We start from the raw sequence: 25533 nt of genomic DNA on the forward strand, positions 1-25533 counted from the left end.
CGGCTAGCGCCTCGCTGCGACACCCAGGCTGACGGGTAGGCGTTTCACGCCGCGTAGCAACGTGCTGTCGTTGAGCGTCGGTTCGCCGTCCAGCGCGAGTGCTGGGAAGCGCCGAAGGAGGGCTTCCAAGCCGATGTTCAGTTCCAGGCGGGCAAGTGCTGCGCCGATGCAGACGTGAATGCCGGAACTGAAGCTGAGGTGTTCGCGGGCGTTGGCGCGGGTGGTGTCGAATTCGTGAGGACGCTCGAACAGCGCCGGATCGCGGTTGGCTCCGGCGATGAGCACGAACACTGCCTGCCCTTCGTCGATGGCGCAGCCCTCGATCTGCAGCCGCTTTGTCGCCACCCGCAACCCGATCTGGGCGACGGAATCGTAGCGAAGCGTCTCCTCAACTGCATTGGGCCAGCCTTCGGGATGCGCTTGCAGATGCGCCAGCTGTTCCGGATGCCGCAGGAGCGCGAGCACCGCGTTGCCGAATGCGTGTGTGGTGGTGATGAATCCGGCGCCGAGGAGCAGGCCGGCGAACATCCTGACCTCGTCTTCGGTGAGGTCACTGTCGTGGAGGACGGCGGACAAGATGCTGTTGTCCGCGTCGCACAGCCGGAGTCGCTCGATATGTGCGGCGATGTAGCTTTCGAATTCGCGCAAGGCTACCGACGCGGTGTGGAAGTCGCTCCAGGCGGGGACGGTCGTGGTCAGTAGTTTGGCGGCCGGGTCGGCGAAGGCGTGCAGCGCCGGTATCTCCTCGCGGGGGACTCCCAGCATCTCGGCAATGACCTCGATGGGGATTCGGGCCGCGAAGGCGGCGACCAGATCGCAGTGCGACTGGCCGTCGAGATCGTCGAGCACCCGGTTGGTGATCTCGTGGATGCGGTCGTGAAGTCCGTCGATCGCTCGGGGCGTGAAGGCACGCGATACCAGGCGACGTAACCGGGTGTGGACAGGTGGATCCACTACCAAGAGCGACGGCGGCTCGACGGGATTCATCATGTCCGGAGCCGTCTTGGCGGCCAGCCACCGGACCGCACGAAGAGGAAACCGATCCTGAGGTTTGACGGTGCGGAATCGGTCGTCGCGCAGAACTGTTCGGACGATGTGCGCATCCGCGGTGACCCAACCGCTTCCGATCCCGGTAGACATCCGACCCCGCTGACGGATCTCCTCGATGAGGCGATAGGTGTTCTCGTGTCTACCGCTGTCGACGACAAGCCGGGCGAACGGGTCTCCGCGACGAGCGAGCAGTTTGAGCGCCGAACGAGCCAGTCCGTAATCCAACAACCAGTGCACCCGGGTTTTGACGTGCAGGCCCATGGTGACGCGCTAGCGGCCCTGGCGACGTATCGCGCTGACCACCCCGCGGATGGCCGACTCGGTGGCGGCCAGCGGTGAGATCACGGCTTCCCCGACGCCCACGATGCGTTCGACGCGCTCGACGATCACTTCCATGCGTGCGACCACCGCGTCGAGCCGGGGCGCCAGCTCGTCGATGCGGCCCAGCGTGGAGTTGAACACGACGAGGGTCTCCTCGAAATACTCGAGGGTGCCGTTCATTCCGCTCATCGTCTTGTTCAGGTCGGTGAGCGCCTCGCTCATCCCGGACAGGATGGTGTCGAGTTGGTCGACGGTCACGTCGGCGTTGAGCGCCGCCTGGGCCAGGGTCTTGATCCGGTCCCGGCCAGACCGTGGCGGGGGCGGCTTGTCAACCATGGGCTCAGTCTTGCAGCTTGCTGGCCGCCTCGGTGTCGAGAAGCCAAACCGTGGCCTCCCGGCCTTTCGCGCCGGCCGCCGGCCAGTCGGCGGGCTTGGCGCCCCCGACGGCTTCGGCCACCGCCTCGGCCTTGCCCTCACCCGATACCACCAGCCACACCTCCCGTGACCGATTCACGGCGGGCAGGGTCAGCGTGATCCGCCGGGGCGGCGGCTTGGGGGAGTCCTCCACGCCGACCACCAGCCGCTTGGTCTCCGCGACCGCCGAGGTGTGCGGGAACAGTGAGTTGATGTGGCCCTCCGGCCCCATTCCGAGCAGGTGCACGTCGAACACCGGTGTGGGTTCGCCCGGTCCGGCGTTGGCGGCAAGCACACTCTCATAGGCCAGCGCCGCGGCGTCGAGGTCGTCGCCGAATTCGCCGTCGCTGGCGGCCATCGGGTGCACGTTGCTGTCCGGGATGTCGATGTGGTCGAGCAGCGCCTCGCGGGCCTGCTTGTCGTTGCGCTCGTCGTCGTCGGCGGGGACGTAGCGTTCGTCGCCCCAGAAGACGTGCACCTTCGACCAGTCGATTGCCTCGTCGTGCGCGCCGACATGCTTCAGCAGGTTGATTCCCGTTCCGCCGCCCGTCAATACGACGAACGCCTGCCCGCGCGCGGCGACGGCGGCGGTGATCGCGAGGACCAGGCGGTCGCCGACCGCAGCCACCAAAGCGGCGGTATCGGGATAGGTCTCGATTATTTCGGTCATACCGCGACCTTTCGCATCGACTGGGCTAGACGTATTGCACCTTCTCAATACCCGCCAATGCCTCGTGGTAAATCTCGTCGGCGTCCAGCCGGCGGAGATCCTCGGCGAGGCACTCCCGAGTCTCCCGCCGCGGCAGCGGCAGCAGTGCTTCCGGGCGGTCGGTGCGGGTCAGGGTGGCGGTCACCCCGTCCTGCGGGCGTGCCAGTGTCACGGTCTCGGAGGCGCGCACCAACTCGACCTTCAAATCGCCGACGGCGCGTGTCACGGTGCCGTCGATCCGGCTGGCCAGCCAGCCCGCCAGGATGTCGAGGGCCGGCTCGTCCTTCAACCCGGACACCAACGCCGACGTCAGCGGCTCGTATGGCGCCTGGTCCACCGCCGACGCGAGCAGCGCGCGCCAGTAGGTGATCCGGCTCCACGCCAGGTCGGTGTCGCCGTCGGTGTAGCCCTTCAGCCTGCTCTTGATCGCAGCCAGCGGATCTTCCGTCCCGGTGGCATCGGTGATACGGCGAATCGCCAAGCGGCCCAACGGATCTTCGGCGGGATTGGCAGGCGCGACGCCCGGCCACCACGCTACTACCGGGGTGTCGGGCAGCAAGAAGGGCAGCACCACACTGCTGGCGTGGTTGGACAGCGGACCGGAGATGCGCAGCACCACCACCTCGCCCGCACCGGCGTCGGCGCCCACCCGGAGCTGACCGTCCAGCCGCGCATCGCTGGCCAGCCGGTCCGCGGGGACCACCACGATGATGCGGCAGGGATGTTCCCGGCTCGCCGCCACCGCCGCCTCGATGGAGTCCTCCACCCGGGCCTCGGTGTCGGGTGCAACCACCAACGTCAGCACCCGGCCCAGCGTGATCGCCCCGCCCTCTTCACGCAGCGAGGTGATCTTCTTGTTGAGCGCGTTCGTCGTCGTATCGGGCAGGTCGACAATCACTAGGGACGCCTCCATTCGCGACCGGACCGCTGCAGCATCTCGAATGCCGAGTCGGGCCCCCAGGTGCCCGACTCGTAGGGATCCGGCTTACCGTGGGACGCCCAGTAATCCAGCACGGGATCCAGGATCTCCCAGGACAATTCGACCTCGGCATTGCCTGGGAACAACGACGGCTCGCCGAGCAGGACGTCGAGGATGAGCCGCTCGTAGGCCTCCGGTGAATCCTCGGCGAAGGCTGAGCCGTAGGAGAAGTCCATGTTGACGTCGCGGACCTCCATGGCACTGCCGGGCACCTTCGACCCGAAGCGCAGTGTGATGCCCTCGTCCGGCTGGACGCGGATCACCAACGCGTTCTTGCCCAGTTCCTCGGTCATCGTCGCGTCGAACGGCAGGTGGGGGGCCCGGCGGAACACCAGCGCCACCTCGGTTACCCTGCGGCCCAACCGTTTTCCCGTCCTCAGATAGAACGGCACGCCAGCCCAGCGCCGGGTGTCGACATCGAGGGTGATCGCGGCGAAGGTCTCGGTGGTGGACGTCTTGGAGAAGCCCTCCTCGTCGAGCAGTCCGACGACCTTCTCGCCACCCTGCCACCCCGCGGTGTATTGGCCGCGTGAGGACGTGGCGTCCAGCGGTCGAGCCAGCGAGGTCGCCGAAAGCACCTTGATCTTCTCGGCTTTCACCTCGTCCGGGTGGAAGCTGACCGGCTCTTCCATCGCGGTGAGCGCCAGCAGCTGCAGCAGGTGGTTCTGGATGACGTCGCGGGCCGCTCCGATTCCGTCATAGTAGCCGCCGCGACCGCCAAGGCCGATGTCCTCGGCCATCGTGATCTGCACACTGTCGACGTAATGGTTGTTCCAGATCGGCTCGAACAATTCGTTGGCGAAGCGCAGCGCCAGAATGTTCTGCACCGTCTCCTTGCCCAGGTAGTGGTCGATGCGGAACACCGACTCTTCGGGGAAGACGCTGTTGACCACCTGGTTGAGCTCGATCGCGCTCTGCAGGTCATGGCCGAACGGCTTCTCGATGACCACCCGGCTCCAGCGGCCCTCCTGCTGGCGGGCCAGCCCGGACTTCTTCAGCTGCTCGCACACCACCGGGAAGGCTTTCGGCGGAATCGACAGGTAGAAGGCGTGATTGCCGCCGGTGCCGCGTTCCACATCGAGCTTCTCCAGCGTTTCGGCCAGCCGCCCGAATGACGCCTCATCGTCGAAGGAGCCCTGGACGAACCGGAAGCCCTCGGCCAGCCGGTCCCACACCTCTTGACGAAACGGGGTGCGGGCGTGCTGGCAGACCGCGTCGTGCACGATCGCGCCGAAATCCTCGTCCGCCCAGTCCCGCCGAGCGAAACCGACCAGCGAGAACGACGGCGGCAACAGGCCGCGGTTGGCCAGGTCGTAGATCGCCGGCATCAGCTTCTTGCGGGCCAGATCTCCGGTCACACCGAAGATCACCACCCCGCAGGGGCCGGCGATCATCGGCATCCGCTTGTCCCGCTTGTCGCGCAGCGGGTTGTGCCAGCTGGTCGGGGCGGGCGCTACCACCCCAGGTACCGGACGGTCCGTCATTTGGCCGCGGCGTTGAGCTGTTCCTGCGTGGCGTCGATCAGTTCCTGCCAAGACTTCTCGAACTTGTCGACGCCCTCGTCCTCCAGGACCAGGAACACGTCACGCAGGTCGATGCCGATGGCGTCGAGTTTGTCGAACACCTCCTGCGACGCGGCCGCGGTGCCGGTGATCGTGTCGCCGGTGACGACGCCGTGGTCGGCCACTGCGTCCATCGTCTTCTCCGGCATGGTGTTCACCGTGTTCGGGGCGACCAGCTCGGTGACGTAGAGGGTGTCGGAGTAGTCGGGATTCTTGACACCGGTGGACGCCCACAACGGACGCTGGACCCGGGCGCCGGCATCGGCCAGGGCGCTGAAGCGGTCGCCGCCGAGGAACACCTCTTCGTAGGCGGCGTACGCCAGCCGCGCGTTGGCAACCCCGGCCTGGCCGCGCAACGCCAGTGCCTCATCGGAGCCGATCTTCTCGAGCCGCTTGTCGATCTCGGTGTCCACCCGGGAGACGAAGAACGAGGCGACAGAGTGGATCTTGGACAGGTCATGGCCGGCTTCCTTGGCCTTCTCCAGGCCCTGCAGGTAGGCGTCCATCACCAGCCGGTAGCGCTCCACGGAGAAGATCAAGGTCACGTTGACCGAGATGCCTTCGGCCAGAACCGATGCGATGGCAGGCACGCCAGCTTCGGTGGCCGGGATCTTGATCAGCAGATTGGGCCGGTCGACGATCTTCCACAATTCGATGGCCTGCAGGATCGTCTTGTCGGTGTCGTGGGCCAGGCGCGGGTCGACCTCGATCGAGACCCGGCCGTCGACGCCGTCGGAGGCCTCCCATTGCGGCCGCAGCACGTCGCACGCTTCCCGGACGTCGTCGGTGGTGACGGTGCGGATCGTGGCGTCGACGTCGGCGCCACGCTCGGCGAGCTCGGAAACCTGTGCGTCGTAAGCGTTTCCGTGCGACAACGCAGCCTGGAAGATCGACGGGTTGGTGGTGACCCCGACCACGCTGCGGGTGTCGATCAGCTCCTGCAGGTTGCCCGACCGCAGCCGGTCCCGGGACAGATCGTCGAGCCAGACGGACACACCGGCCGCGGAGAGTGCTGCGAGGTTGGGATTCTGTGCCATGACGTTCCCTTCAGTTGGTCGTGCGGGTTAGTTGTCGATCACGCGTTCCGCGGCGTCGGCGACGGCTTCGGCGGTGAACCCGAACTCGCGGAACAGGGTCTTGTCGTCGGCGGATTCGCCGTAGTGCTCGATGGAGATGATCTCGCCGGTGTCGCCGACGAACCGGTACCAGCTCTGCGCAACCCCGGCTTCCACCGCGACCCGGGCCGACACGTCGGGCGGGAGGACGCTGTCGCGGTATTCCTGCGGTTGCGAGTTGAACCATTCGACACACGGCATCGACACCACGTAGGCGTTGATGTCCTTGGCGGCCAACAGCTTCTGGGCCTCCACCGCCAGCTGAAGTTCAGAGCCCGTCGCGATGATGATCACGTCGGCGTCATCGGCCGGATTGCCACCGCCCAGGACGTAGCCACCTTTCTGGACACCCTCGGCGCTGGCGCCCTCCAGTACCGGAATGCCCTGGCGGGTCAGGATGAAACCGACCGGCCCGGCGCCGTTGCCCCGGGCGATGATGCTGCGCCAGGCGTATGCGGTCTCGTTCGGATCGCCGGGACGCACCACCGACAGCTTCGGGATCGCCCGCAGCGCGGCCAGATGCTCGATCGGCTGGTGGGTGGGGCCGTCCTCACCCAGGCCGATCGAGTCGTGCGTCCAGATGTAGATGGTGTCGATGTCCATCAGCGAGGCCAGTCGCACCGAGGCCCGCATGTAGTCGGAGAACTGCAGGAACGTGCCGCCGAAGGCGCGGGTCGGCCCGTGCAGCACGATGCCGGACAGGATCGCACCCATCGCGTGCTCGCGGATCCCGAAGTGCAGCACCCGGCCGTACCAGTCCGCGGTGAAGTCCTCGGTGGAGATCGACGGCGGCCCGAACGACTTGGCGCCCTTGATCGTGGTGTTGTTGCTGCCCGCCAGATCGGCTGAGCCACCCCACAATTCGGGCAGCTTCGGCGCGACGTCGTTGAGCACCTGGCCGAAGGCGGCGCGGGTGGCGACCGCTTTGGAGCCCGGCTCCCAGTAGGTGATGTCGGAATCCCAGCCGTCGGGCAGCTCTTCGGCGGTCAGCCGGTCCAGCAGCGCTTTGCGCTCCGGTTCGCGCTGCGCCCAGGCGTCGAAGTCGCCCTGCCACTTCTGGTGCGCCTCGCGTCCGCGGTCGACGAGCTTGCGGGTGTGCGCGATGACCTCGTCGTGCACCTCGAACTTCTTGTCGGGGTCGAAACCGAGGACCTTCTTGGTGGCGGCCACCTCGTCGTCGCCGAGCGCGGAGCCGTGCACGCCACCGGTGTTCATCTTGGTCGGAGCCGGATAGCCGATGATGGTCCGGACCGCGATGAACGACGGCTTGTCGGTGACCTTCTTGGCCTCGGCGATGGCGGCTTCGATCCCGACGACGTTCTCGCCGCCCTCGACCTCTTGCACGTGCCAGCCGTAGGCGCGGTAGCGGGCCGGGACATCCTCGCTCAATGCGATGTCGGTGTTGTGCTCGATCGAGATCTTGTTGTGGTCGTAGAACACGATGAGGTTGCCCAGCTGCTGGGTGCCCGCCAGCGACGACGCCTCGCTGGTGATGCCCTCTTCGATGTCACCGTCGGAGGCGATGACGTAGATGTAGTGGTCGAACGGGCTGGTGCCGGCCGGCGCGTCGGGGTCGAACAGGCCGCGCTCGTACCGTGCGGCCATCGCCATGCCCACCGCGGAGGCAAGCCCCTGACCCAGCGGGCCGGTGGTGATCTCCACCCCGGGGGTGTGGCGGAACTCCGGGTGGCCCGGGGTTTTCGAGCCCCAGGTGCGCAGCGACTCGATGTCGGAGAGCTCCAGGCCGAACCCGCCCATGTACAGCTGCAGGTACAGCGTCAGGCTGCTGTGCCCGCAGGACAGGATGAACCGGTCGCGACCCAGCCAGTGGGTGTCGCTCGGATCGTGCCGCATCACCCGCTGGAACAGCGTGTACGCCAGCGGAGCCAGGCTCATGGCGGTTCCCGGGTGGCCGTTGCCGACCTTCTGCACCGCGTCGGCAGCCAGGACCCGGACCGTATCGACGGCCTTGGAATCGATTGGCGTCCAATCGTCCGGGTGGTGGGGCTCGGTCAGCGTGGCGATCTCTTCGACAGTGGTCACAAACTCGCTCCTGGCTTAGTCAAAACGCGGCAAGCTGGGGTGGTCCTCTTCACCCTAGTGCTGCAAGGTAGGTGGCTGCATAGTGCTGCTACCAGCGTTACCCGCAGGTGAAGCTCTACACATGGAACTGTGTCATCACGGTGGAATCGCCGTGAATCGACCCGTCGGTGTCGTGAGCCGTTCGCGGCCGACTACCATCGCTTGTAGTAGATCGTCGGGTCAGGAGTCAGTTGCGTGAGAGTTCGCGAAGTGCACCTCGTTGACGGGGCGCCCATTCGGTTCCGCGACAGGCTGCTGGGATACCTGGCACTGACCAAGCCGCGGGTCATAGAGCTGCTGCTCGTCACCACCATTCCGGCCATGCTGTTGGCCGGCCGCGGCACCGTCGACCTGCCCCTGATCCTCAACACCCTGTTCGGCGGTCTGCTCGCGGCGGCCGGTGCGAACACGCTGAACTGTGTGGCCGATGCCGACATCGACAAGGTGATGAAGCGCACCGAACGGCGGCCGCTGGCCCGGGCCACCGTGCCCCGCAGCCACGCCCTGGTGTTCGGGCTGACGCTGTCGGTCGGGTCGTTCTTCTGGCTGTGGTGGACCACCAACCTGCTCTCGGCGCACCTGGCCGCCGCGACGATCGCGTTCTACGTGCTCGTCTACACCCTGCTGTTGAAGCGTCGGACCTCGCAGAACGTGGTGTGGGGTGGGGCGGCCGGCTGCATGCCGGTGATGATCGGATGGTCGGCCGTCACCGACACGATCGGCTGGCAGGCGCTGGTGATGTTCGCGATCATCTTCTTCTGGACGCCGCCGCACACCTGGGCGCTGGCCATGAAGTACAAGGACGATTACCGCGCCGCGGGCGTGCCCATGCTGCCGGTGGTGGCCACCGAATTGCAGGTCACCAAGCAGATCCTGATCTACACCTGGCTGACCGTGATCGCCACGCTGGCGCTTGCGCCTGCCGCAGGCTGGCTGTACGGCTCGGTGGCCGCACTGGCCGGGGCCTGGTTCCTGATCATGGCGCACCGGCTGCACGCCGGCGTGCGCCGCGGCAACCCGGTCAAGCCGCTGCGCCTGTTCCTGCAGTCGAACAACTACCTGGCGCTGGTGTTCGTCGCGCTGGCCGTCGACTCGGCGCTGGCGCTGCCGACACTGTTCAGCTAGTTCTCCGGCAGCAGCACGATAGAGCCGGTCGTCTTGCGGCCCTGCAGATCCCGGTGTGCCTGCGCGGCTTCGGCCAGCGGGTAATGGCCGCCGACCGTGATCGTGATCGCACCGGACGCGATCGCGTCCAGTAGTTCACCCGCACGCCACGCGAATTCGTCCGGTGTACGGGTGAAGTGGGCGAGGTTGGGCCGGGTCAAAAACACCGACCCGGCGGCGTTGAGCCGCTGCGGGTCGACGGGAGGAACGGGTCCGCTGGACGCGCCGAACAGTGCCAGGGTGCCGCGGATCGCCAGGCTCGCCAAGCTGGCGTCGAACGTGGTCTTGCCGACACCGTCGTAGACGGCGGCGACACCGTGCCCGTTGGTGAGGTCGCGGATCGCGGCGGCGAAGTCGGCGGGGTCCTCAGGGTAGTCGAGCACCTCGACAGCGCCGGCCTGCCGGGACAGCTCCGCCTTCTGCGGGCTGGAGGCGGTGGTGATCACCCGCGCGCCCAGGCTGGTGGCCCACTGGGTCAGGATCAGTCCGACGCCGCCGGCCCCGGCGTGCACGAGCACGAAATCGCGGGCCTGGACCGCATACACCGACTTGATCAGGTAGTGCGCGGTCATCCCCTTGAGCAGCGCCGAGGCGATGGCGTCGGACGGCACCGAATCAGGCACGTAGGCAACGAAATCGGCTGGAGCGGTGCAGAAGTCGGCATAGGCGCCGGATGCCACCGCCGTCACAACGCGGTCGCCGGGTGCGATGGCCGCGACGTCGTCGCCGACCGCGACGATCGTTCCGCAGACCTCGGTGCCCACTACGAACGGCAGCTCCCGCGGATAGAGACCGGACCGGAAATAGGTGTCGATGTAGTTGACGCCGATCGCGTCCGCCGCGATGAGCACCTCGGCCGGGCCGGGTGTGGGCTGCGGCTTCTCGACGTAGTTCAGGACCTCGGGACCGCCCGTCTCGGCGACTTCGATTGCGTGCATGTCACTATCATCCCTGCTGTGAGCGCCCGCCCGAATCTGGCACGTCCCGACGTCTTTCATCCGAGCATCGTGCTGGCCGGCTGCCCGCAACTCGTGACCGGTGACGGCGACGACGACGGTCTGATCGCCGCCCTGCGGACCCGCGGGCTGCACGCCCGCTGGCTGTCCTGGGACGACCCGCAGACCGAGACCGCCGACCTGGTGATCCTGCGTGCCGCCTGGGATTACGCCGAACGTCGCGACGAGTTCCTGGCCTGGACCCGGCGGGTGCCTCACCTGCTCAACGCCCCGGACGTGGTGGCGTGGAACAGCGACAAGCATTATCTGCAGGATCTGGCCGACGCGGGCGTGCCCACCGTCCCGTCGTACTTCTTCGGACCGGGGGACACGGTGCGCCTTCCGAAGGGCGAGGTGGTGGTGAAGCCCGCGATCGGCGCGGGCTCGATCGACACCGGCCGCTTCGTCGACCGGGCCGCGGCACGCGCGCATATCGCCGCGCTGCAGGACAGCGGCCGCACGGCGCTCGTTCAGCCCTACGACGCCCGCGTGGAGCAGGGGGAGACCGCGCTGGTGTTCCTCGGCGGCCGGCAGTCGCATGCGTTCACCAAGGGCCCGATGCTTCCGCCGGAAGGGCAGCCGGCAGCGCTGCACGAGTCCGGCACCTACGTGGAGGAGTCGCTGGCCCCGGCTGATCCGGACTTCGAGATGTGGGACGCCGGGCTGGCCGCACTGGCCGCCGCTGGTCGTCACCTCGGTATCGAGACCAGTGAATTGCTGTATGCCCGAGTCGATCTCATCGGCGGTGCCGTCGATCCGCTGGTGCTGGAACTCGAGGTGGTCGAGCCCGGGCTCGGCTGGCGCCAACTCGACGAGCAGACCCGCGACCTGCAGCAGCGTGCGTTCGCACTTGAGGTCGAGTCAGCGTGTGAGCGTCTTGGGCTCGGCCCGCTGTCGCATCGACGCCCATAGCGCCGCGGTGGCCGCGGTGCAGGCCGCCGCGCCCGCGACGTGCACGGCCACCAACGCGGCAGGCACACCGGTGAAGAACTGCACCGCGCCGACCAGCCCTTGGGCCAGCACCAAGACGACGAGCACCGCCAATCGCTTCATGATGAACCGCGGCGCGAACACCGCCTGCAAACCGGCTGCCAGCCCGATCAGCAGCGCCAGGTAGGCGATCAGCAAGGTCGCGTGCATGTGCACCAGCGTGAGGATCTCGACCTCGAGCCGCGGCACCGGGCGCTGCGGACTCTTGTCACCCGCGTGCGGGCCCGCGCCGGTCACCAGGGTCCCGGTGGTCAGCGTCGCGGCCAGCGTCAATGCGGTGAGCACGGTCAGATGCCGCAACGGTTTGGGCACCAGCGCGGTCGAGATACCGTCGTCGGGTTCGCCGATCTTCACGTAGAGCAGGGTGGCCAGCCACACCATTGCCATCGATGCCAGCAGGTGGATCGCGACCGTCCACCACGCGAGCCCGGCCAGCACGGTGATCCCGCCGAGCACCGCCTGCACCACTGTCGACGCCGGCATCAGCCAGGCGTAGATCAGCACCTCCCGGCGGCGGCGGGCGCGGGTGACGGCCAGGACGGCCAGGATCGCGGTGATCACGACGAGGAAGGTGATCATCCGGTTGCCGAACTCGACGGCCTGGTGGATGCCCGGTACCTCGGCGTGCGGGACAGGAACGAAGCTGCCGGGGAAGCATTGCGGCCAGGTCGGGCAACCCAACCCGGATGCGGTGACCCGCACGATCGCACCGGTGACGGCGATGCCGCCCTGGGTCAGGATGACCGCGGCGGCGATGATGCGCTGGACGCGCAGGCTCGGCAGTGGCAGCAGGTCCACCAGCCGTAGGAAAAACCGTCCGACGGGCACGGCCTGATCGTAGAGGACGTCTAACTACGCCCTGTAGTAGGGACCGGCTTGCAGGCCTAGGTGAAGCGGAACCAGCGCAGCGCGGCCACCGCGGACACCGCGCCCCACGCGGCGAGCACCGCGATGCCGAACCAGTCGACCGACAGCGACATCGCCCGGGTCAGTGCCTCGGTGAGCGCACCGGACGGCGTCAGCCGCGCCACCCAGGCGACCCCGCGCGGAATCGCGCCGGTCTCCAGGGTCAGCGCGCCCAATCCGGCGAACACGAACCACAGCAGGTTGGCGACGGCCAGCACGATCTCGGCGCGCAGTGTTCCGCCCAGCAGCAGACCCATCGCCGCGAACCCGGCGGTGCCCAGTGCGATCACCAGCGCGCCGAGCAGTAGCCCGACCGGATGCGGACGCCAGCCCAGCGCGAGACCGATACCGCCCAGCAGCAACGCCTGCAGGAACACCACGGTCACCACGGCCAGCGATTTGCCCGCGATGATGCCCCACACCGGAAGTGCGGTGGCGCCCAACCGTTTCAGTGCGCCGTAACGGCGGTCGAACGCGACGGCGATCGCCTGCCCGGTGAACGCCGTGGAGATCACCGCCAGCGCCATGATCGCCGGAACGAACACCGCGACCCGGTGCGCGCCGAACGAACCGAGCGGCAACAGCGTGAGCCCGATCAACAGGGTGATCGGAATGAACATCGTCAGCAGCAGCTGTTCGCCGTTGCGCAGCAACAGCTTCAGCTCGAGGCCGTACTGCGCGGTCAGCATCCGCGGAACGGTGCTCGGCCGCGGGTCGGGGGCGAAGGTGCCCGGCGGGAAGAGCTCGCTCGTCATGACCGCAACTCCCTACCGGTCAACTCCAGGAACACGTCTTCGAGGCTGCGCTGCTCGACCCGCACATCGGTGGCCAGCACGTCGAGCCGCGCGCACCACGCCGTCACCGTCGCCAGCACCTGCGGGTCGATCTTGCCCTCCACCAGGTATTCACCGGGCGAAACCTCTTTGGCCGCATAGCCTTCCGGTAACGCCGCGATCAACAGCGACAGGTCGAGCTGCCGGGGCGCGGAGAATCGCAACTGCCCCTCGGCGCCGGAGTTCATCAAGTCCGCGGGCGTGCCCGACGCGACGGCCGAGCCGTGGTCGATGATCACGATCCGGTCGGCGAGCTCCTCGGCCTCCTTGAGCTGGTGGGTGGTCAGCACCACGGTCACGCCGTCGCGGCGCAGCGCGTCGATGAGCTCCCACACCACCAGCCGTGCGTGGGCGTCCATGCCGGCGGTCGGTTCGTCGAGGAACACCAGCTCGGGCCTGCCGACCAGCGCGCATGCCAGCGCCAGCCGCTGCTGCTGGCCGCCGGAGAGCCTGCGGTAGGTGGTGCGGGCGGCATCGGTCAGCCCCAATGTGTCCAGCAGCCAGGCCGGGTCGAGCGGGTTGGCGGCGTAGGAGGCCACCAGGTTAAGCATCTCGCCGGCCCGCGCCGCGGGGTAACCGCCACCGCCCTGCAGCATGACGCCGATCCGCTCGCGCACCCGCGCGTTGTCAGCGACCGGATCCAGGCCCAGCACCTCGATGGTGCCGCCGTCGGGCCGGGTGAAGCCCTCGCACATCTCGACCGTCGTGGTCTTGCCTGCCCCGTTCGGGCCCAGCAGGGCCAGCACCTCGGCGGCGTGTACTTCGAGATCGAGATTCGCCACGGCCGTCGTCGACCCGTAGTGCTTGGACACCCCGCGCAGTCGCACGGGGATTTCGCGGCCGGAACTCACGGTGACTCAGCGTATGCGCCGGGCACCGGACGCGGCGCCGGTGGTTCTTGTAATGGATCCGGATCCTGACCGCTGAACGTCTCGTTGGTTCCCGGCACCGTGCGCCAGGGCAGCCGGTGGAAGGTCACGGCGATCAGCATCAGCACGATCACCGTGCTGGCCAGGGTGGCGTCGACGATCTGGAACAACGCGAAGCGGTCGCCGTTCGCCGTGGGCCCGAAGATCCCGACGACGAGCGAGACTGCGATGGTCGCGATGCGGAAGCCCGGGCGGGTGGCCCAGGCGGCCAGCGGGATGATCGCCCACAGCAGGTACCAGGGCTGCACCACCGGGAACAACAACACCGTCGCACCCAGCGCCACACCCAGACCGCCCACCGGATGCAACTTGCCCCGCAGCACGGCCAGCAGCAGCCACGTGACGGTGATCATGATGATCAGCACGCCGATGGCGCGGGTCAGCGACAGCACGGCGGTGGTGTGGTCACCGAGCCCGAGCAGAATTCCGACCTGACCGGTGCCCAGCGCCAACAGCGTCGGCGGGGACATCCAGCTGCGCACCACGTTGGCAGTGCCGAGCGTGAACACCCAGCCGAAGCCGAGCCCGCTGGCCCAACCGATGATCGCCATCACCACCAGCGACAACGACGCCATGAATGCGCTCGCCAGCAGGAACGCCCTCACGGTCGACCCCCAGCGATACGCCAGGGCCATGCCCACGAAGCCCAACGCCAACAGCCCGGGAAGCTTCACCTGCGACGACATCGTGATCAGCACGGAGCCCAGGACCAGCATCGCGGGCGGCATCCACTGCGCCCACTGGTCGCGCCCGTGCGGCCAGTGCATCGGCCGGGGCCACAACGGCTTGGCGGAGTCGATCCCGCGCAGGGCGAACTCGGTACCGGTGAGCATGAGGCCAAGCATCAGCGCCTCGTTGTGGATGCCCGCCACCAAGTGCATCAGCAGCAGCGGGTTGGCTGCACCCAGCCACAGCGCGCTGACCTCGGCGACGCCGCAGCGGCGGGCCAGCCGCGGCACCGCCCACACGATCATCCCGACGCCGAGCAGCACCACCACGCGGTGACTGAGCACGGCGGCGACGATGTTCTCGCCGGTCAGCGCAGAGATCCCACGTCCCACCCACAGGAACAGCGGCCCGTACGGCGCGGGCGTCTCACGCCACAGGCTGGGCACCGAGAGGGTGAAGACGTGGTCCAAACCCAGGCCCGGGGCGGGCCCGACCTTGTACGGATTGAGTCCGTTGGCCGAGATCTGGCTCTGCGCCAGGTAGGAGTAGACGTCCTTGCTGTACATCGGCGGAGCGATCAGCAGCGGAATGATCCACAGCAGCAGGGTGTGATCAAGTTGACTGCGCGACATCCGGCGATTGCCCAGCGCGAAGCGGCCCAGCATCAGCCACGCCAACGCCATCATCACCGCACCCGTGGTGGTCATCGTCAAGGACACGGTCTGGATGCGCGACGGCAGGTTCAGCAGCCGCACGCCGAAGGTGGGGTCCTGCACGACCGGGCGGGCACCGGCGCCGAGCGCACCGATCGCCATCAGCACCGTTCCGGTGGCACCGAACAGGCGGGTCCGGCGCATGGCGCGAAATTCGGCGTCGTTGAGAGGCGCGCCAACAGTGCGTTCATCGCCGTGCAAACGGGCGATTGACGAACTCAGCGAAAGCTGGCGGGCTGCCACCACAGCACTGTAACCGGAGGATTTTTCGCCCTCAGCTTGCTAAGGGTGCCCTTGCTGGACCTGTTCGGGCAATTGCGTAACACTGGTGTTGTGAAATTCCCGTCCGTTCCTGACGCTGTGCCCGTGGTGGGCACCGTGGTGCACGACGGACAGACCCGCCGGGCAATTGTGCAGCTTCTGCTCGAGTCGGGATCGATCACCGCCGCCGAGATCGGCCAGCGGCTGGGCATCTCCGCCGCCGGTGTGCGCAGGCACCTCGACGCGCTGATCGAGGCGGGCGACGCCCAGGCCAACGCCGCGGCGGCGTGGCAGCAGGCAGGCCGGGGCCGGCCCGCCAAGCGCTACCGGCTCACCGCAGCCGGGCGCGCCAAGCTGGAGCACACCTACGACGACCTGGCCTCCGCCGCGATCCGCCAACTCCGCGAAATCGGCGGCGACCAGGCGGTGCAGACGTTCGCCCGGCGCCGTATCGACGCCATCCTCGCGGGAGTGGCGCAAGGCCCGGACGACGTCGAGTCCACGGCCGAGCGGGTCGCCGACGCGATGACCAAGGCCGGTTACGCGGCGACGACGACGCGGGTCGGCGGACCCATGCAGGGCATTCAGATCTGCCAGCACCACTGCCCGGTCTCGCATGTCGCCGAAGAGTTCCCGGAACTGTGCGAAGCCGAGAAGGAGGCGATGTCGGAGATCCTCGGCACCCACGTCCAGCGATTGGCAACCATCGCCAACGGCGACTGCGCCTGCACCACCCACGTGCCGCTCACACCGGTACACCACTAGACCAGAAGGAGCGTCGCCATGACACTCACCCCGGAAGCCAAGCCGGCAGAGCCGATGACCCAGGAAGAGGCCATCGCCTCGCTGGGCCGTTACGGCTACGGCTGGTCGGACTCCGACGCCGCGGGCGCCAGCGCGCAGCGCGGCCTGTCCGAAGCGGTGGTGCGCGACATCTCGGCCAAGAAGAGCGAGCCGGAGTGGATGCTCGACATCCGGCTCAAGGCGCTGCGCACGTTCGACAAGAAGCCGATGCCGAACTGGGGATCCAACCTCGAGGGCATCGACTTCGACAACATCAAGTACTTCGTGCGTTCCAGCGAGAAGCAGGCTGCCACGTGGGACGACCTGCCCGCCGACATCAAGAACACCTACGACCGGCTCGGTATCCCCGAAGCCGAGAAGCAGCGCCTGGTCTCCGGTGTGGCCGCACAGTACGAGTCCGAGGTGGTCTACCACTCGATCCGGGAGGACCTCGAAGCCCAGGGTGTGATCTTCCTGGACACCGACTCGGGCCTGCGCGAACACCCGGAGCTCTTCAAGCAGTACTTCGGCACCGTGATCCCGGCCGGCGACAACAAGTTCTCGGCGCTCAACACCGCGGTGTGGTCGGGTGGTTCGTTCATCTACGTCCCGAAGGGCGTGCACGTCGACATCCCGCTGCAGGCCTACTTCCGGATCAACACCGAGAACATGGGCCAGTTCGAGCGGACGCTGATCATCGTCGACGAGGACGCCTACGTGCACTACGTCGAGGGCTGTACCGCGCCGATCTACAAGAGCGACTCGCTGCACTCGGCGGTCGTCGAGATCATCGTGAAGCCCGGTGGCCGTTGCCGGTACACGACCATCCAGAACTGGTCGAACAACGTCTACAACCTGGTGACCAAGCGTGCGCGTGCCGAGGCGGGCGCGACCATGGAGTGGGTCGACGGCAACATCGGCTCGAAGGTCACGATGAAGTACCCGGCGGTGTGGATGACCGGTGAGCACGCCAAGGGTGAGGTGCTGTCGGTGGCGTTCGCCGGCGAAGGTCAGCATCAGGACACCGGCGCCAAGATGCTGCACCTGGCCCCGTACACCTCGAGCAACATCGTGTCGAAGTCGGTCGCTCGCGGCGGCGGCCGGGCGTCCTACCGCGGCCTGGTCCAGGTCAACAAGGGTGCGCACGGATCGCGTTCGAGCGTGAAATGCGATGCGCTGCTTGTCGATACGGTCAGCCGCAGTGACACCTACCCCTACGTCGACATCCGCGAGGACGACGTCACGATGGGCCACGAGGCCACCGTGTCGAAGGTCAGCGAAGATCAACTGTTCTACCTGATGAGCCGCGGCATGACCGAGGACGAGGCAATGGCGATGGTCGTGCGCGGCTTCGTCGAGCCGATCGCCAAGGAACTGCCCATGGAATACGCCCTCGAGCTGAACCGGCTGATCGAGCTCCAGATGGAAGGTGCTGTCGGCTAGTGAGCAACGTGACCAAGGCAGTGGAGGGTTCGCGACTCGCTGCCATCAACAAGGGCGAGCAATTCAGTTCGTTCGACGTCGACGCCTTCGAGGTGCCCGGCGGCCGCGACGAGCTGTGGCGGTTCACCCCGCTCAAGCGGCTGCGCGGTCTGCACGACGGCTCGGCCGTCGCCAACGGCACCGCGGCGATCACGGTGACCGAGCGCCCCGGTGTCACGGTCGAGACCGTGCGACGCGGTGACGAGCGACTCGGCCAGGGCGGGGTTCCCAGCGATCGGGTTGCTGCGCAGGCCTTCTCGTCGTTCAACTCGGCGACGGTGGTGACCGTCGCGCGGGACACCGAGGTCGCCGAGCCCATCGAGATCACCGTCGAGGGCCCGGGTGAGGGCGGGGTGGCCTACGGTCACCTGCAGATCCGGGTAGAAGAGTTGTCCCGCGCGATCGTCGTCGTCGACCTGCGGGGCAGCGGCACCTACGCCGACAACGTCGAGATCATCGTCGGTGACTCGGCCGGCCTTGGCGTCATCTGGATCGCCGACTTCGCCGACGACATGGTGCATGTCAGCGCGCACCACGCCAAGCTCGGCAAGGACTCGGTACTCGGGCACGTCAACGTCACCCTCGGCGGCGACGTGGTGCGGACCTCGACCACCGTGCGGTTCACCGGCCCGGGCGGGGACGCCAAGCTGCTCGGCACCTACTTCGCCGACGCCGGACAGTTCTTCGAATCCCGGCTGCTCGTCGACCACGCGCAACCGAACTGCAAGTCGGATGTGCTGTACAAGGGTGCGCTGCAAGGGGATCCGGATTCGGCGAAGCCCGACGCGCACACCGTCTGGGTGGGCGACGTGCTGATCCGGGCCGAGGCAACCGGCACCGACACCTTCGAGGTCAACCGCAACCTGGTGCTGACCGACGGCGCACGCGCCGACTCGGTGCCCAACCTGGAGATCGAGACCGGCGAGATCGTCGGCGCCGGGCACGCCAGTGCCACCGGCCGTTTCGACGACGAGCAGCTGTTCTATTTGCGTGCCCGCGGCATTCCGGAGGCGCAAGCCCGCCGGCTGGTGGTGCGCGGATTCTTCAACGAGATCATCGCCAAAATCGCGGTCCCCGAGGTGCGCGAGCGCCTGACCGATGCCATCGAACGAGAACTTGCCATCACTGAGTCGAAAGCCACACAGCCATGAGCACTTTGGAAATCAAGGATCTGCACGTCAGCGTCGCCAACGAGGACGGCACCGAGAAGGAGATCCTCAAGGGCGTCAACCTGACCGTGAAGTCGGGGGAGACCCACGCGGTCATGGGCCCCAACGGCTCGGGCAAGTCCACGCTGTCGTATTCGATTGCCGGCCATCCGAAGTACCACGTCACCTCGGGCTCGATCACCCTCGATGGTGAGGATGTGCTGGCGATGAGCGTCGACGAACGCGCCCGCGCGGGTCTTTTCCTGGCCATGCAGTACCCGGTCGAGGTGCCCGGTGTGTCGATGTCGAACTTCCTGCGCACCGCGGCGACCGCGGTCCGCGGCGAGGCGCCGAAGCTGCGGCACTGGGTCAAGGAAGTCAAGTCGGCGATGTCCGACCTGGAGATCGATCCGCAGTTCGCCGAACGCAGTGTGAACGAAGGCTTTTCCGGTGGCGAGAAGAAGCGTCACGAGATTCTGCAGCTGGGTCTGCTGAAGCCGAAGATCGCGATCCTCGACGAGACGGACTCCGGCCTGGACGTCGACGCCCTGCGGGTGGTCTCCGAAGGCGTCAACCGCTACGCCGAGGCCGAGCATGCCGGTGTCCTGCTGATCACCCACTACACCCGGATCCTGCGCTACATCCGCCCACAGTTCGTCCACGTCTTCGTCGACGGCCGGATCGTCGAGTCGGGCGGTGCCGAACTGGCCGACGAGCTCGAAGAGAACGGGTACGTGCGCTTCACCCAGGCGGCGGCAGGAGCCTGACATGACCGCCTCCGTGGATCTGGATGTCGTGGGGATCCGCGCGGATTTCCCGATCCTCGATCGGGTGATGCGAGGCGGACATCGGCTGGCCTACCTGGATTCCGGGGCGACATCGCAGAAGCCGCTACAGGTTCTCGATGCCGAGCGCGATTTCCTGACCACCTCCAACGGCGCGGTGCATCGCGGTGCGCACCAACTGATGGAGGAGTCGACCGACGCCTACGAGCAGGGGCGTGCCGATATCGCGTCCTTCGTCGGTGCCGACGCCGACGAGCTGGTGTTCACCAAGAACGCCACCGAGTCGCTGAACCTGGTGTCGTACGTGTTGGGTGACACGCGGTTCGAGAAGGCCCTCGGCCCCGGCGACGTCATCGTCACCACCGAGTTGGAACACCACGCCAACCTGATTCCCTGGCAGGAACTCGCCCGGCGGACCGGGGCGACTCTGCGCTGGTACGGCGTGACTGATGACGGCCGCATCGACCTGGATTCGTTGCAGCTCGACGAGCGGGTGAAAGTCGTTGCCTTCAGCCATCATTCGAACGTCACCGGCGCCGTGGCGCCCGTCGCCGATATCGTGCGGCGGGCCCGGTCTGTCGGCGCGCTGACCGTGCTGGATGCCTGCCAGTCGGTGCCGCATCAGCCGGTGGACTTCCACGGCCTCGACGTCGACTACGCCGCGTTCTCCGGGCACAAGATGCTCGGCCCGACCGGTATCGGCGTGCTGTATGGGCGACGCGAGCGGCTCGCGGCGATGCCGCCGTTCCTGACCGGCGGGTCGATGATCGAGACCGTCACCATGGAGGCCGCCACCTATGCGCCGGCGCCGCAGCGGTTCGAGGCGGGCACGCCGATGACCTCGCAGGTGGTCGGATTGGGTGCGGCCGCACGGTATTTGGACAAGATCGGGATGGCAGCGGTCGAGGCACACGAGAACGAACTGGTCGCCGCTGCGCTGGACGGCCTGGCCGGCCTGCCACAGGTTCGCATCATCGGGCCTGCCGGCATGGAACACCGGGGTTCGCCGGTGAGCTTCGTCGTCGACGGTGTGCATGCGCACGACGTCGGGCAAGTGCTCGACGACGACGGGGTGGCCGTCCGCGTCGGGCACCACTGCGCGTGGCCGCTGCACCGACGGTTCGGCATCGCCGCGACCGCCCGGGCATCGTTCGCGGTGTACAACACACTCGACGAGGTGGATCGACTGGTGGCGGGCGTGAAGCGCGCCATCGACTTCTTCGGGCGGGATTGAGTGAAACTCGAGCAGATGTACCAGGAAGTGATCCTGGACCACTACAAGCACCCACACCACCGGGGGTTGCGCGAGCCGTTCGGTGCCGAGGTGCATCACGTCAATCCGACCTGCGGCGACGAGGTGACGCTGCGGGTGGCGCTGTCCGACGACGGTGAACAGGTCACCGACATCTCTTACGACGGCCAGGGCTGCTCGATCAGCCAGGCGGCCACCTCGGTGCTCACCGATCAGGTGATCGGGTTGACCGTCGGAGACGCCCTGAAGACCGTGGCGGCATTCACCGAGATGGTGTCGTCACGCGGCACCGTCGAGGGCGACGAGGACGTAATCGGCGACGGAGTGGCCTTCGCCGGTGTGGCGAAATATCCGGCCCGGGTGAAATGCGCGCTGCTGGGCTGGCTGGCGTTCAAGGACGCGGTAGCCCAGGCGTCACATCGAAAAGACTTGGAGGACAAGCGATGACTGAGCCCAACCCCTTGCTGGACGACATCGAGGAAGCCATGCGCGACGTGGTCGATCCCGAACTGGGGATCAACGTCGTCGACCTCGGTCTGGTCTACGACCTCAACGTGGAGAAAGGCGATGCCGGAACGGTGGCGCTCATCGACATGACGCTGACCTCGGCGGCCTGCCCGCTGACCGACGTGATCGAAGATCAGACGCTCACCGCGCTGGTCGGCGCCGGGCTGGTCAACGAAGCCAAGATCAACTGGGTGTGGAACCCGCCGTGGGGTCCGGACAAGATCACCGAGGACGGCCGCGAACAGCTCCGCGCGTTGGGGTTCACTGTCTAATCTGAGCTGATGCTCACCGTCCCCGCTTTCGTGTGGCGCGGCGGTGCGGTCATGCGGGCCGTCATCGTCGGCGTGAGCACCGGCGTCTTCCTCGGCCTGCTGGCCTGGCTGGACTCCGGACTGTGGTTCGCCGCCTTGGCGGCCGCCGCCTTCGTCACGGTGATCTACGGGATCTGGCTGGGCCTGCGGATGGTGAAGTACTGGCCCGGCGCCTCAGCGTTGACCGGTGAACAGCGTGTGCGCGTCGCCGCGGTCACCCGCTGGGGCGGCCGCATCGGCGACCCCGCCCTGGCACAGCCGGTGGTGGACTACGCAGACGGCCTGCGCACGTCCGCCGAGACCGGGCGGCCGTTGCGGTGGGTGCTGCCCCTGATTCTTGTCGTCGCGATCGGAACCGCGGGCTGGGATGCGATATTCGGCTCTTCCCGCGACATCATCGCGTCCTGCGTGTACCTGGTGTTGCTCGGCTTCGAGCTGTTCTGGTGGCCGGGTCGCCGAGATCAGTTGTTGGCCAATGCCGATCGCGCTCGGGAGCGTGCAGTGGCACTCATCGAGAAGAATCGGGGAATGGCGCAGTGAGCGCAGACGTGGTGGCCACCCGCCGCCAGTTGCACGGCATCGCCGAGAGCTTCCTTGCCGGGCCGCAGTACCGCGCGACGGGGACGATCAGGCTGGCCGTTCGGCCGGACGGCTTCACCGCAACCACACTGGCGATCTCGGTTCACGGGGACACGCTGGTATGGCCGGACGGCAGCCTCCCGCTGGCCGGACGGGTGCGGGACCTGGCCGCGGCCACCGGGCTCGATGTGGGTCCGCCGCCGGCCACGGTGTACCACTCGGTCGCAGCATTGCAGCCCGACACCGTTCTCGACATCGACGCCGGCGCCGCCGACGCCATTTACCGCAGCCTGTACGCAGGCGGATTTGCGATCAAAGCCGTTCTGCCAGAGGCGCATCCGGTGCTCTGGCCAGAGCACCTCGATGTCGCGGCCACGGTCGAGGAGGTCAACTACGGGGTTTCGGCGGGCGACGACTTCCACGAACTGCCGTACGCCTACGTCGGCCCGTGGGACTTCGCCACCGCGCCGCGCACCGGGGCATTGTGGAACGCGCCCTTCGGCGCCGTGTGGCCACTCGATCTCACCGTCGACGTCGACGCCCTGGCCACCGACATCGCCGACTTCTTCCGGCGCGGAATCAACGCGGTCGACGGCGGTGTTGCAACACGTCATGGATGATGCACGCCTGGAGGAGCTGTTCACTCCGTTGACCGTCGGGTCGCTGACCGTCCCCAACCGGTTCGCGATGGCGCCGATGACGCGCGCGGCCTCGCCGGACGGTGTCCCAGGAGCCGACGTGGCCGCCTACTACAGCCGCCGTGCGGCCGGCGGCACCGGCCTGATCATCACTGAGGGCGTTCGGATTCCGCATCCCGCCGCAGGCTGGCCGGAACGCATCCCCAACCTCGACGGCGACGATGTGCTGGCAGGCTGGCGCGCAGTCACCGACGCCGTGCACGCCGAGGGCGCGACAATCGCCGCCCAGCTCTGGCATCAGGGCGTCGCGCGCGGTGTCCACGACGGTGACCGCGCCGACCAGACGCCGGTCAGCCCGTCGGGCATCGATATCGCCGGCGGTACTACGGGCCGGGCCCTGGACACCGAGGAGTTGCCCGAGCTCGCACACGCGTATGCGCTGGCGGCCGCCAACGCCCGGGCGGCCGGCTTCGACGCCGTCGAGATCCACGGCGCACACGGCTACCTGTTGGACCAATTCCTTTGGGAGCACACCAATCACCGCACCGACGGCTACGGCGGTTCGCTGGCGGCGCGCACCCGGTTCCCGGCCGAGGTGGTCGCCGCGGTGCGTGCGGCCGTCGGCCCCGGCTTCCCGATCATCTACCGCTTTTCGCAGTGGAAGATGAACCGCTACGACGCGCAGGTGGCAGGCAGCGCAGCAGAACTCGAGCAGCTGCTGGCCCCGCTGGTCGAGGCCGGTGTGGACGTACTGCACCCGTCGACGCGGCGGCACTACCTGCCTGGCTTCCCCGGCGAGGACCCGCAACTGAGTCTGGCCGGCTGGACCAAGAAGATGACCGGTCTGCCCGTCATCGCCGTCGGCATGGTCGGCCTGCAATCCGAATTCAACCCCGGGCAGGGGGACGGGCCCACTGCGGCGGCGTCCCTCGACCGCCTCCTCGACCAGTTCGAGGCAGGTGAATTCGACATCGTCGCCGTCGGTCGGGCCCTGCTCGCCGACCCCGCGTGGGTGAATCGCGTGCGCGACGGCAAGCTCGACGAGTTCGACGGTTTCGATGCGGCCGGCGCACTGGCCCGTTTGTATTAGCAGCTAGAGGGAACACACAGCGACAACCAGACGTTAGGACTGACGTGGCTACCCAAGACCTGACCGCACAGAACTTCAACGACACCATCACCGGCAACGACATCGTGCTGGTCGACTTCTGGGCGTCGTGGTGCGGACCGTGTCGCGCCTTCGCGCCAACCTTCACCAAGTCGTCCGAACAGCACCCGGACGTCGTCTACGGCAAGGTCGACACCGAGGCCGAGCAGGAGCTCGCGGCCGCCGCCGAGATCCGCTCGATCCCGACGCTGATGGCGTTCAAGAAGGGCAAGCTGATCTTCAACCAGGCCGGCGCCCTGCCGCCCGCCGCGCTCGAGGACCTGATCCGCCAGGTCAAGGAGTTCGACGTCGACGCGGCCATCGCGTCTCAGTCCAAAGACGCATAAGCGCCCGCGCGGGTTACCGTGCAACGGTGATTCGTGACTCTGGTTTCGTCCTCGTCGAAAAACCGCAGGCAGGCGTCGCCCTGGTAACCCTGAACCGGCCCGAGCGGATGAACTCCATGGCGTTCGACGTCATGCTGCCGCTCCGGGAAGTCCTCGCCGAACTCGCCCACGAGAACGACGTGCGCGCGGTCGTGCTGACCGGCGCCGGCCGGGGCTTCTCCTCCGGAGCCGACCACAAGTCCGCCGGTTCGGTGCCGCACGTCGCCGGGCTGACCCGGCCGTCGTTCGGTCTGCGCTCGATGCAGGTCCTCGACGATGTGATCCTCGCCATGCGCAAGCTGCCCCAACCGATCATCGCCGCGGTCAACGGCGCGGCGATCGGCGGCGGCCTCTGCCTGGCGCTGGCCGCCGATATTCGGGTCGCGGCCGGTGGCGCTTACTTTCGCGCCGCCGGCATCAACAACGGGCTGACCGCCAGTGAGCTGGGCCTGAGCTACCTGCTGCCCCGGGCGATCGGCTCGTCGCGCGCGTTCGAGATCATGCTGACCGGTCGCGACGTCGACGCCCAGGAGGCCGAACGGATCGGGTTGGTGTCCCGCCAGGTGCCTGAAGACGAGCTGTTGCCGGCCTGTTTCGAGATCGCCGCGCGCATCGCGGCGTTCTCCCGGCCCGGAACCGAGTTGACCAAGCGGACGCTGTGGAGTGGACTGGACGCCGGTAGCCTAGAAGGGCATATGCAGGCCGAGGGCCTCGGGCAGCTTTATGTGCGCCTGCTCACCGCCAACTTTGAAGAGGCGGTCGCTGCGCGCGCCGAGAATCGCGCCCCGGTCTTCACCGACGACAAGTAGCTGAGGAGTAGTGC

Annotated in this window: 26 protein-coding genes; 14 read left to right on the forward strand and 12 right to left on the reverse strand. The window is 67.5% G+C overall.

Features of this window, described 5'->3' with window-relative positions:
• Nucleotides 1-3 precede the first annotated feature (3 nt).
• The 7 genes from BST42_RS16205 to tkt are packed head-to-tail and all read right to left on the reverse strand — an operon-like array spanning nucleotide 4 to nucleotide 8193.
• A complete protein-coding gene (locus tag BST42_RS16205) occupies nucleotides 4-1311 on the reverse strand; it encodes a cytochrome P450 (RefSeq protein WP_083120342.1) in 1308 nt (435 codons plus the stop codon).
• 9 nt (nucleotides 1312-1320) lie between these two features.
• The gene (locus BST42_RS16210; RefSeq protein WP_083120343.1) at nucleotides 1321-1707 is read right to left on the reverse strand and encodes an ATPase; all 387 of its coding nucleotides are present in this window, start codon (nucleotides 1705-1707) and stop codon (nucleotides 1321-1323) included.
• A gap of 4 nt (nucleotides 1708-1711) precedes the next feature.
• Nucleotides 1712-2455: a 6-phosphogluconolactonase gene (pgl, locus tag BST42_RS16215; RefSeq protein WP_083120344.1), complete on the reverse strand. Its 744-nt coding sequence runs from the start codon at nucleotides 2453-2455 to the stop codon at nucleotides 1712-1714.
• A gap of 25 nt (nucleotides 2456-2480) precedes the next feature.
• Complete coding sequence (opcA, locus tag BST42_RS16220) at nucleotides 2481-3392, reverse strand: glucose-6-phosphate dehydrogenase assembly protein OpcA (RefSeq protein WP_083120516.1); 912 nt, start codon at nucleotides 3390-3392, stop codon at nucleotides 2481-2483.
• Nucleotides 3392-4957 (reverse strand): glucose-6-phosphate dehydrogenase, encoded by a 1566-nt coding sequence (gene zwf, locus BST42_RS16225; protein ID WP_083120345.1) that lies wholly within the window; start codon nucleotides 4955-4957, stop codon nucleotides 3392-3394. The genes opcA and zwf overlap by 1 nt, the downstream gene beginning before the upstream one ends.
• Nucleotides 4954-6072: a transaldolase gene (tal, locus tag BST42_RS16230; RefSeq protein ID WP_083120346.1), complete on the reverse strand. Its 1119-nt coding sequence runs from the start codon at nucleotides 6070-6072 to the stop codon at nucleotides 4954-4956. The genes zwf and tal overlap by 4 nt, the downstream gene beginning before the upstream one ends.
• Before the next feature lie 27 nt (nucleotides 6073-6099).
• Nucleotides 6100-8193 carry a transketolase gene (gene tkt / locus BST42_RS16235; RefSeq protein ID WP_083120347.1) on the reverse strand — a complete coding sequence of 698 codons (2094 nt, stop codon included), beginning with the start codon at nucleotides 8191-8193 and terminating at the stop codon, nucleotides 6100-6102.
• A gap of 234 nt (nucleotides 8194-8427) precedes the next feature.
• Between tkt and BST42_RS16240 the strand changes: the two genes are divergently transcribed.
• Nucleotides 8428-9357, forward strand: coding sequence for a heme o synthase (locus BST42_RS16240; RefSeq protein WP_036337872.1), 930 nt, complete (start codon nucleotides 8428-8430; stop codon nucleotides 9355-9357).
• On the opposite strand, the gene BST42_RS16245 is transcribed toward BST42_RS16240, so the two are convergent.
• The gene (locus BST42_RS16245; protein WP_083120348.1) at nucleotides 9354-10334 is read right to left on the reverse strand and encodes a quinone oxidoreductase family protein; all 981 of its coding nucleotides are present in this window, start codon (nucleotides 10332-10334) and stop codon (nucleotides 9354-9356) included. The genes BST42_RS16240 and BST42_RS16245 overlap by 4 nt on opposite strands.
• A gap of 18 nt (nucleotides 10335-10352) precedes the next feature.
• Between BST42_RS16245 and BST42_RS16250 the strand changes: the two genes are divergently transcribed.
• Nucleotides 10353-11303, forward strand: a complete 951-nt coding sequence (locus BST42_RS16250; RefSeq protein ID WP_083120349.1) for an ATP-grasp domain-containing protein — start codon at nucleotides 10353-10355, stop codon at nucleotides 11301-11303.
• Here the strand turns inward: BST42_RS16250 and BST42_RS16255 are convergent.
• Genes BST42_RS16255 through mptB form a run of 4 tightly spaced genes read right to left on the reverse strand, consistent with a single transcriptional unit; the run spans nucleotide 11253 to nucleotide 15674 of the window.
• Nucleotides 11253-12209 (reverse strand): COX15/CtaA family protein, encoded by a 957-nt coding sequence (locus BST42_RS16255; protein ID WP_083120350.1) that lies wholly within the window; start codon nucleotides 12207-12209, stop codon nucleotides 11253-11255. The genes BST42_RS16250 and BST42_RS16255 overlap by 51 nt on opposite strands.
• Nucleotides 12210-12265: 56 nt before the next feature.
• Nucleotides 12266-13042: an ABC transporter permease gene (locus BST42_RS16260; RefSeq protein WP_083120351.1), complete on the reverse strand. Its 777-nt coding sequence runs from the start codon at nucleotides 13040-13042 to the stop codon at nucleotides 12266-12268.
• The gene (locus BST42_RS16265; RefSeq protein ID WP_110918646.1) at nucleotides 13039-13947 is read right to left on the reverse strand and encodes an ABC transporter ATP-binding protein; all 909 of its coding nucleotides are present in this window, start codon (nucleotides 13945-13947) and stop codon (nucleotides 13039-13041) included. Before BST42_RS16265 ends, BST42_RS16260 begins: the two co-directional genes overlap by 4 nt.
• 20 nt (nucleotides 13948-13967) lie before the next feature.
• A complete protein-coding gene (gene mptB / locus BST42_RS16270; protein ID WP_083120518.1) occupies nucleotides 13968-15674 on the reverse strand; it encodes a polyprenol phosphomannose-dependent alpha 1,6 mannosyltransferase MptB in 1707 nt (568 codons plus the stop codon).
• A 36-nt stretch (nucleotides 15675-15710) separates the two neighbouring features.
• On the opposite strand from mptB, the gene BST42_RS16275 reads away from it, so the two are divergent.
• The 12 genes from BST42_RS16275 to BST42_RS16330 are packed head-to-tail and all read left to right on the forward strand — an operon-like array spanning nucleotide 15711 to nucleotide 25519.
• Nucleotides 15711-16457, forward strand: a complete 747-nt coding sequence (locus tag BST42_RS16275; RefSeq protein ID WP_110918642.1) for a helix-turn-helix transcriptional regulator — start codon at nucleotides 15711-15713, stop codon at nucleotides 16455-16457.
• 18 nt (nucleotides 16458-16475) lie between these two features.
• A complete protein-coding gene (gene sufB, locus BST42_RS16280; protein ID WP_083120353.1) occupies nucleotides 16476-17918 on the forward strand; it encodes a Fe-S cluster assembly protein SufB in 1443 nt (480 codons plus the stop codon).
• The gene (gene sufD, locus BST42_RS16285) at nucleotides 17918-19108 is read left to right on the forward strand and encodes a Fe-S cluster assembly protein SufD (RefSeq protein WP_083120354.1); all 1191 of its coding nucleotides are present in this window, start codon (nucleotides 17918-17920) and stop codon (nucleotides 19106-19108) included. The genes sufB and sufD overlap by 1 nt, the downstream gene beginning before the upstream one ends.
• Entirely contained in the window at nucleotides 19105-19872 is a 768-nt protein-coding gene (gene sufC, locus BST42_RS16290; protein ID WP_083120355.1) for a Fe-S cluster assembly ATPase SufC, read from the forward strand. The genes sufD and sufC overlap by 4 nt, the downstream gene beginning before the upstream one ends.
• Nucleotide 19873: 1 nt before the next feature.
• Nucleotides 19874-21124: a cysteine desulfurase gene (locus tag BST42_RS16295; RefSeq protein ID WP_083120356.1), complete on the forward strand. Its 1251-nt coding sequence runs from the start codon at nucleotides 19874-19876 to the stop codon at nucleotides 21122-21124.
• Nucleotides 21125-21589, forward strand: coding sequence for a Fe-S cluster assembly sulfur transfer protein SufU (gene sufU / locus BST42_RS16300; RefSeq protein WP_083120357.1), 465 nt, complete (start codon nucleotides 21125-21127; stop codon nucleotides 21587-21589).
• The gene (locus BST42_RS16305) at nucleotides 21586-21921 is read left to right on the forward strand and encodes a metal-sulfur cluster assembly factor (protein WP_083120358.1); all 336 of its coding nucleotides are present in this window, start codon (nucleotides 21586-21588) and stop codon (nucleotides 21919-21921) included. The genes sufU and BST42_RS16305 overlap by 4 nt, the downstream gene beginning before the upstream one ends.
• A gap of 9 nt (nucleotides 21922-21930) precedes the next feature.
• A complete protein-coding gene (locus BST42_RS16310) occupies nucleotides 21931-22500 on the forward strand; it encodes a hypothetical protein (protein WP_083120359.1) in 570 nt (189 codons plus the stop codon).
• Complete coding sequence (locus tag BST42_RS16315; protein ID WP_083120360.1) at nucleotides 22497-23159, forward strand: hypothetical protein; 663 nt, start codon at nucleotides 22497-22499, stop codon at nucleotides 23157-23159. Before BST42_RS16310 ends, BST42_RS16315 begins: the two co-directional genes overlap by 4 nt.
• Nucleotides 23152-24267: an oxidoreductase gene (locus BST42_RS16320; RefSeq protein WP_083120361.1), complete on the forward strand. Its 1116-nt coding sequence runs from the start codon at nucleotides 23152-23154 to the stop codon at nucleotides 24265-24267. The genes BST42_RS16315 and BST42_RS16320 overlap by 8 nt, the downstream gene beginning before the upstream one ends.
• Before the next feature lie 44 nt (nucleotides 24268-24311).
• Entirely contained in the window at nucleotides 24312-24671 is a 360-nt protein-coding gene (trxA, locus tag BST42_RS16325) for a thioredoxin (RefSeq protein ID WP_083120362.1), read from the forward strand.
• A 26-nt stretch (nucleotides 24672-24697) separates the two neighbouring features.
• Complete coding sequence (locus tag BST42_RS16330) at nucleotides 24698-25519, forward strand: enoyl-CoA hydratase (RefSeq protein ID WP_083120363.1); 822 nt, start codon at nucleotides 24698-24700, stop codon at nucleotides 25517-25519.
• Nucleotides 25520-25533 lie beyond the last annotated feature (14 nt).

The organism is Mycolicibacterium rhodesiae, assembly GCF_002086695.1.
Taxonomy (GTDB): domain Bacteria; phylum Actinomycetota; class Actinomycetes; order Mycobacteriales; family Mycobacteriaceae; genus Mycobacterium; species Mycobacterium rhodesiae.

What these genes read in the sequence shown, in the direction of transcription:
- sufB (WP_083120353.1), top strand. Translation starts at nt 16,476, where the DNA reads ATGACACTCACCCCGGAAGCCAAGCCGGCAGAGCCGATGACCCAGGAA.
- BST42_RS16310 (WP_083120359.1), top strand. Translation starts at nt 21,931, where the DNA reads ATGCTCACCGTCCCCGCTTTCGTGTGGCGCGGCGGTGCGGTCATGCGG.
- sufC (WP_083120355.1), top strand. Translation starts at nt 19,105, where the DNA reads ATGAGCACTTTGGAAATCAAGGATCTGCACGTCAGCGTCGCCAACGAG.
- BST42_RS16260 (WP_083120351.1), bottom strand. Translation starts at nt 13,042, where the DNA reads ATGACGAGCGAGCTCTTCCCGCCGGGCACCTTCGCCCCCGACCCGCGG.
- tal (WP_083120346.1), bottom strand. Translation starts at nt 6,072, where the DNA reads ATGGCACAGAATCCCAACCTCGCAGCACTCTCCGCGGCCGGTGTGTCC.
- BST42_RS16305 (WP_083120358.1), top strand. Translation starts at nt 21,586, where the DNA reads ATGACTGAGCCCAACCCCTTGCTGGACGACATCGAGGAAGCCATGCGC.
- BST42_RS16295 (WP_083120356.1), top strand. Translation starts at nt 19,874, where the DNA reads ATGACCGCCTCCGTGGATCTGGATGTCGTGGGGATCCGCGCGGATTTC.
- pgl (WP_083120344.1), bottom strand. Translation starts at nt 2,455, where the DNA reads ATGACCGAAATAATCGAGACCTATCCCGATACCGCCGCTTTGGTGGCT.
- BST42_RS16205 (WP_083120342.1), bottom strand. Translation starts at nt 1,311, where the DNA reads ATGGGCCTGCACGTCAAAACCCGGGTGCACTGGTTGTTGGATTACGGA.
- BST42_RS16210 (WP_083120343.1), bottom strand. Translation starts at nt 1,707, where the DNA reads ATGGTTGACAAGCCGCCCCCGCCACGGTCTGGCCGGGACCGGATCAAG.
- BST42_RS16245 (WP_083120348.1), bottom strand. Translation starts at nt 10,334, where the DNA reads ATGCACGCAATCGAAGTCGCCGAGACGGGCGGTCCCGAGGTCCTGAAC.
- zwf (WP_083120345.1), bottom strand. Translation starts at nt 4,957, where the DNA reads ATGACGGACCGTCCGGTACCTGGGGTGGTAGCGCCCGCCCCGACCAGC.
- BST42_RS16320 (WP_083120361.1), top strand. Translation starts at nt 23,152, where the DNA reads ATGGATGATGCACGCCTGGAGGAGCTGTTCACTCCGTTGACCGTCGGG.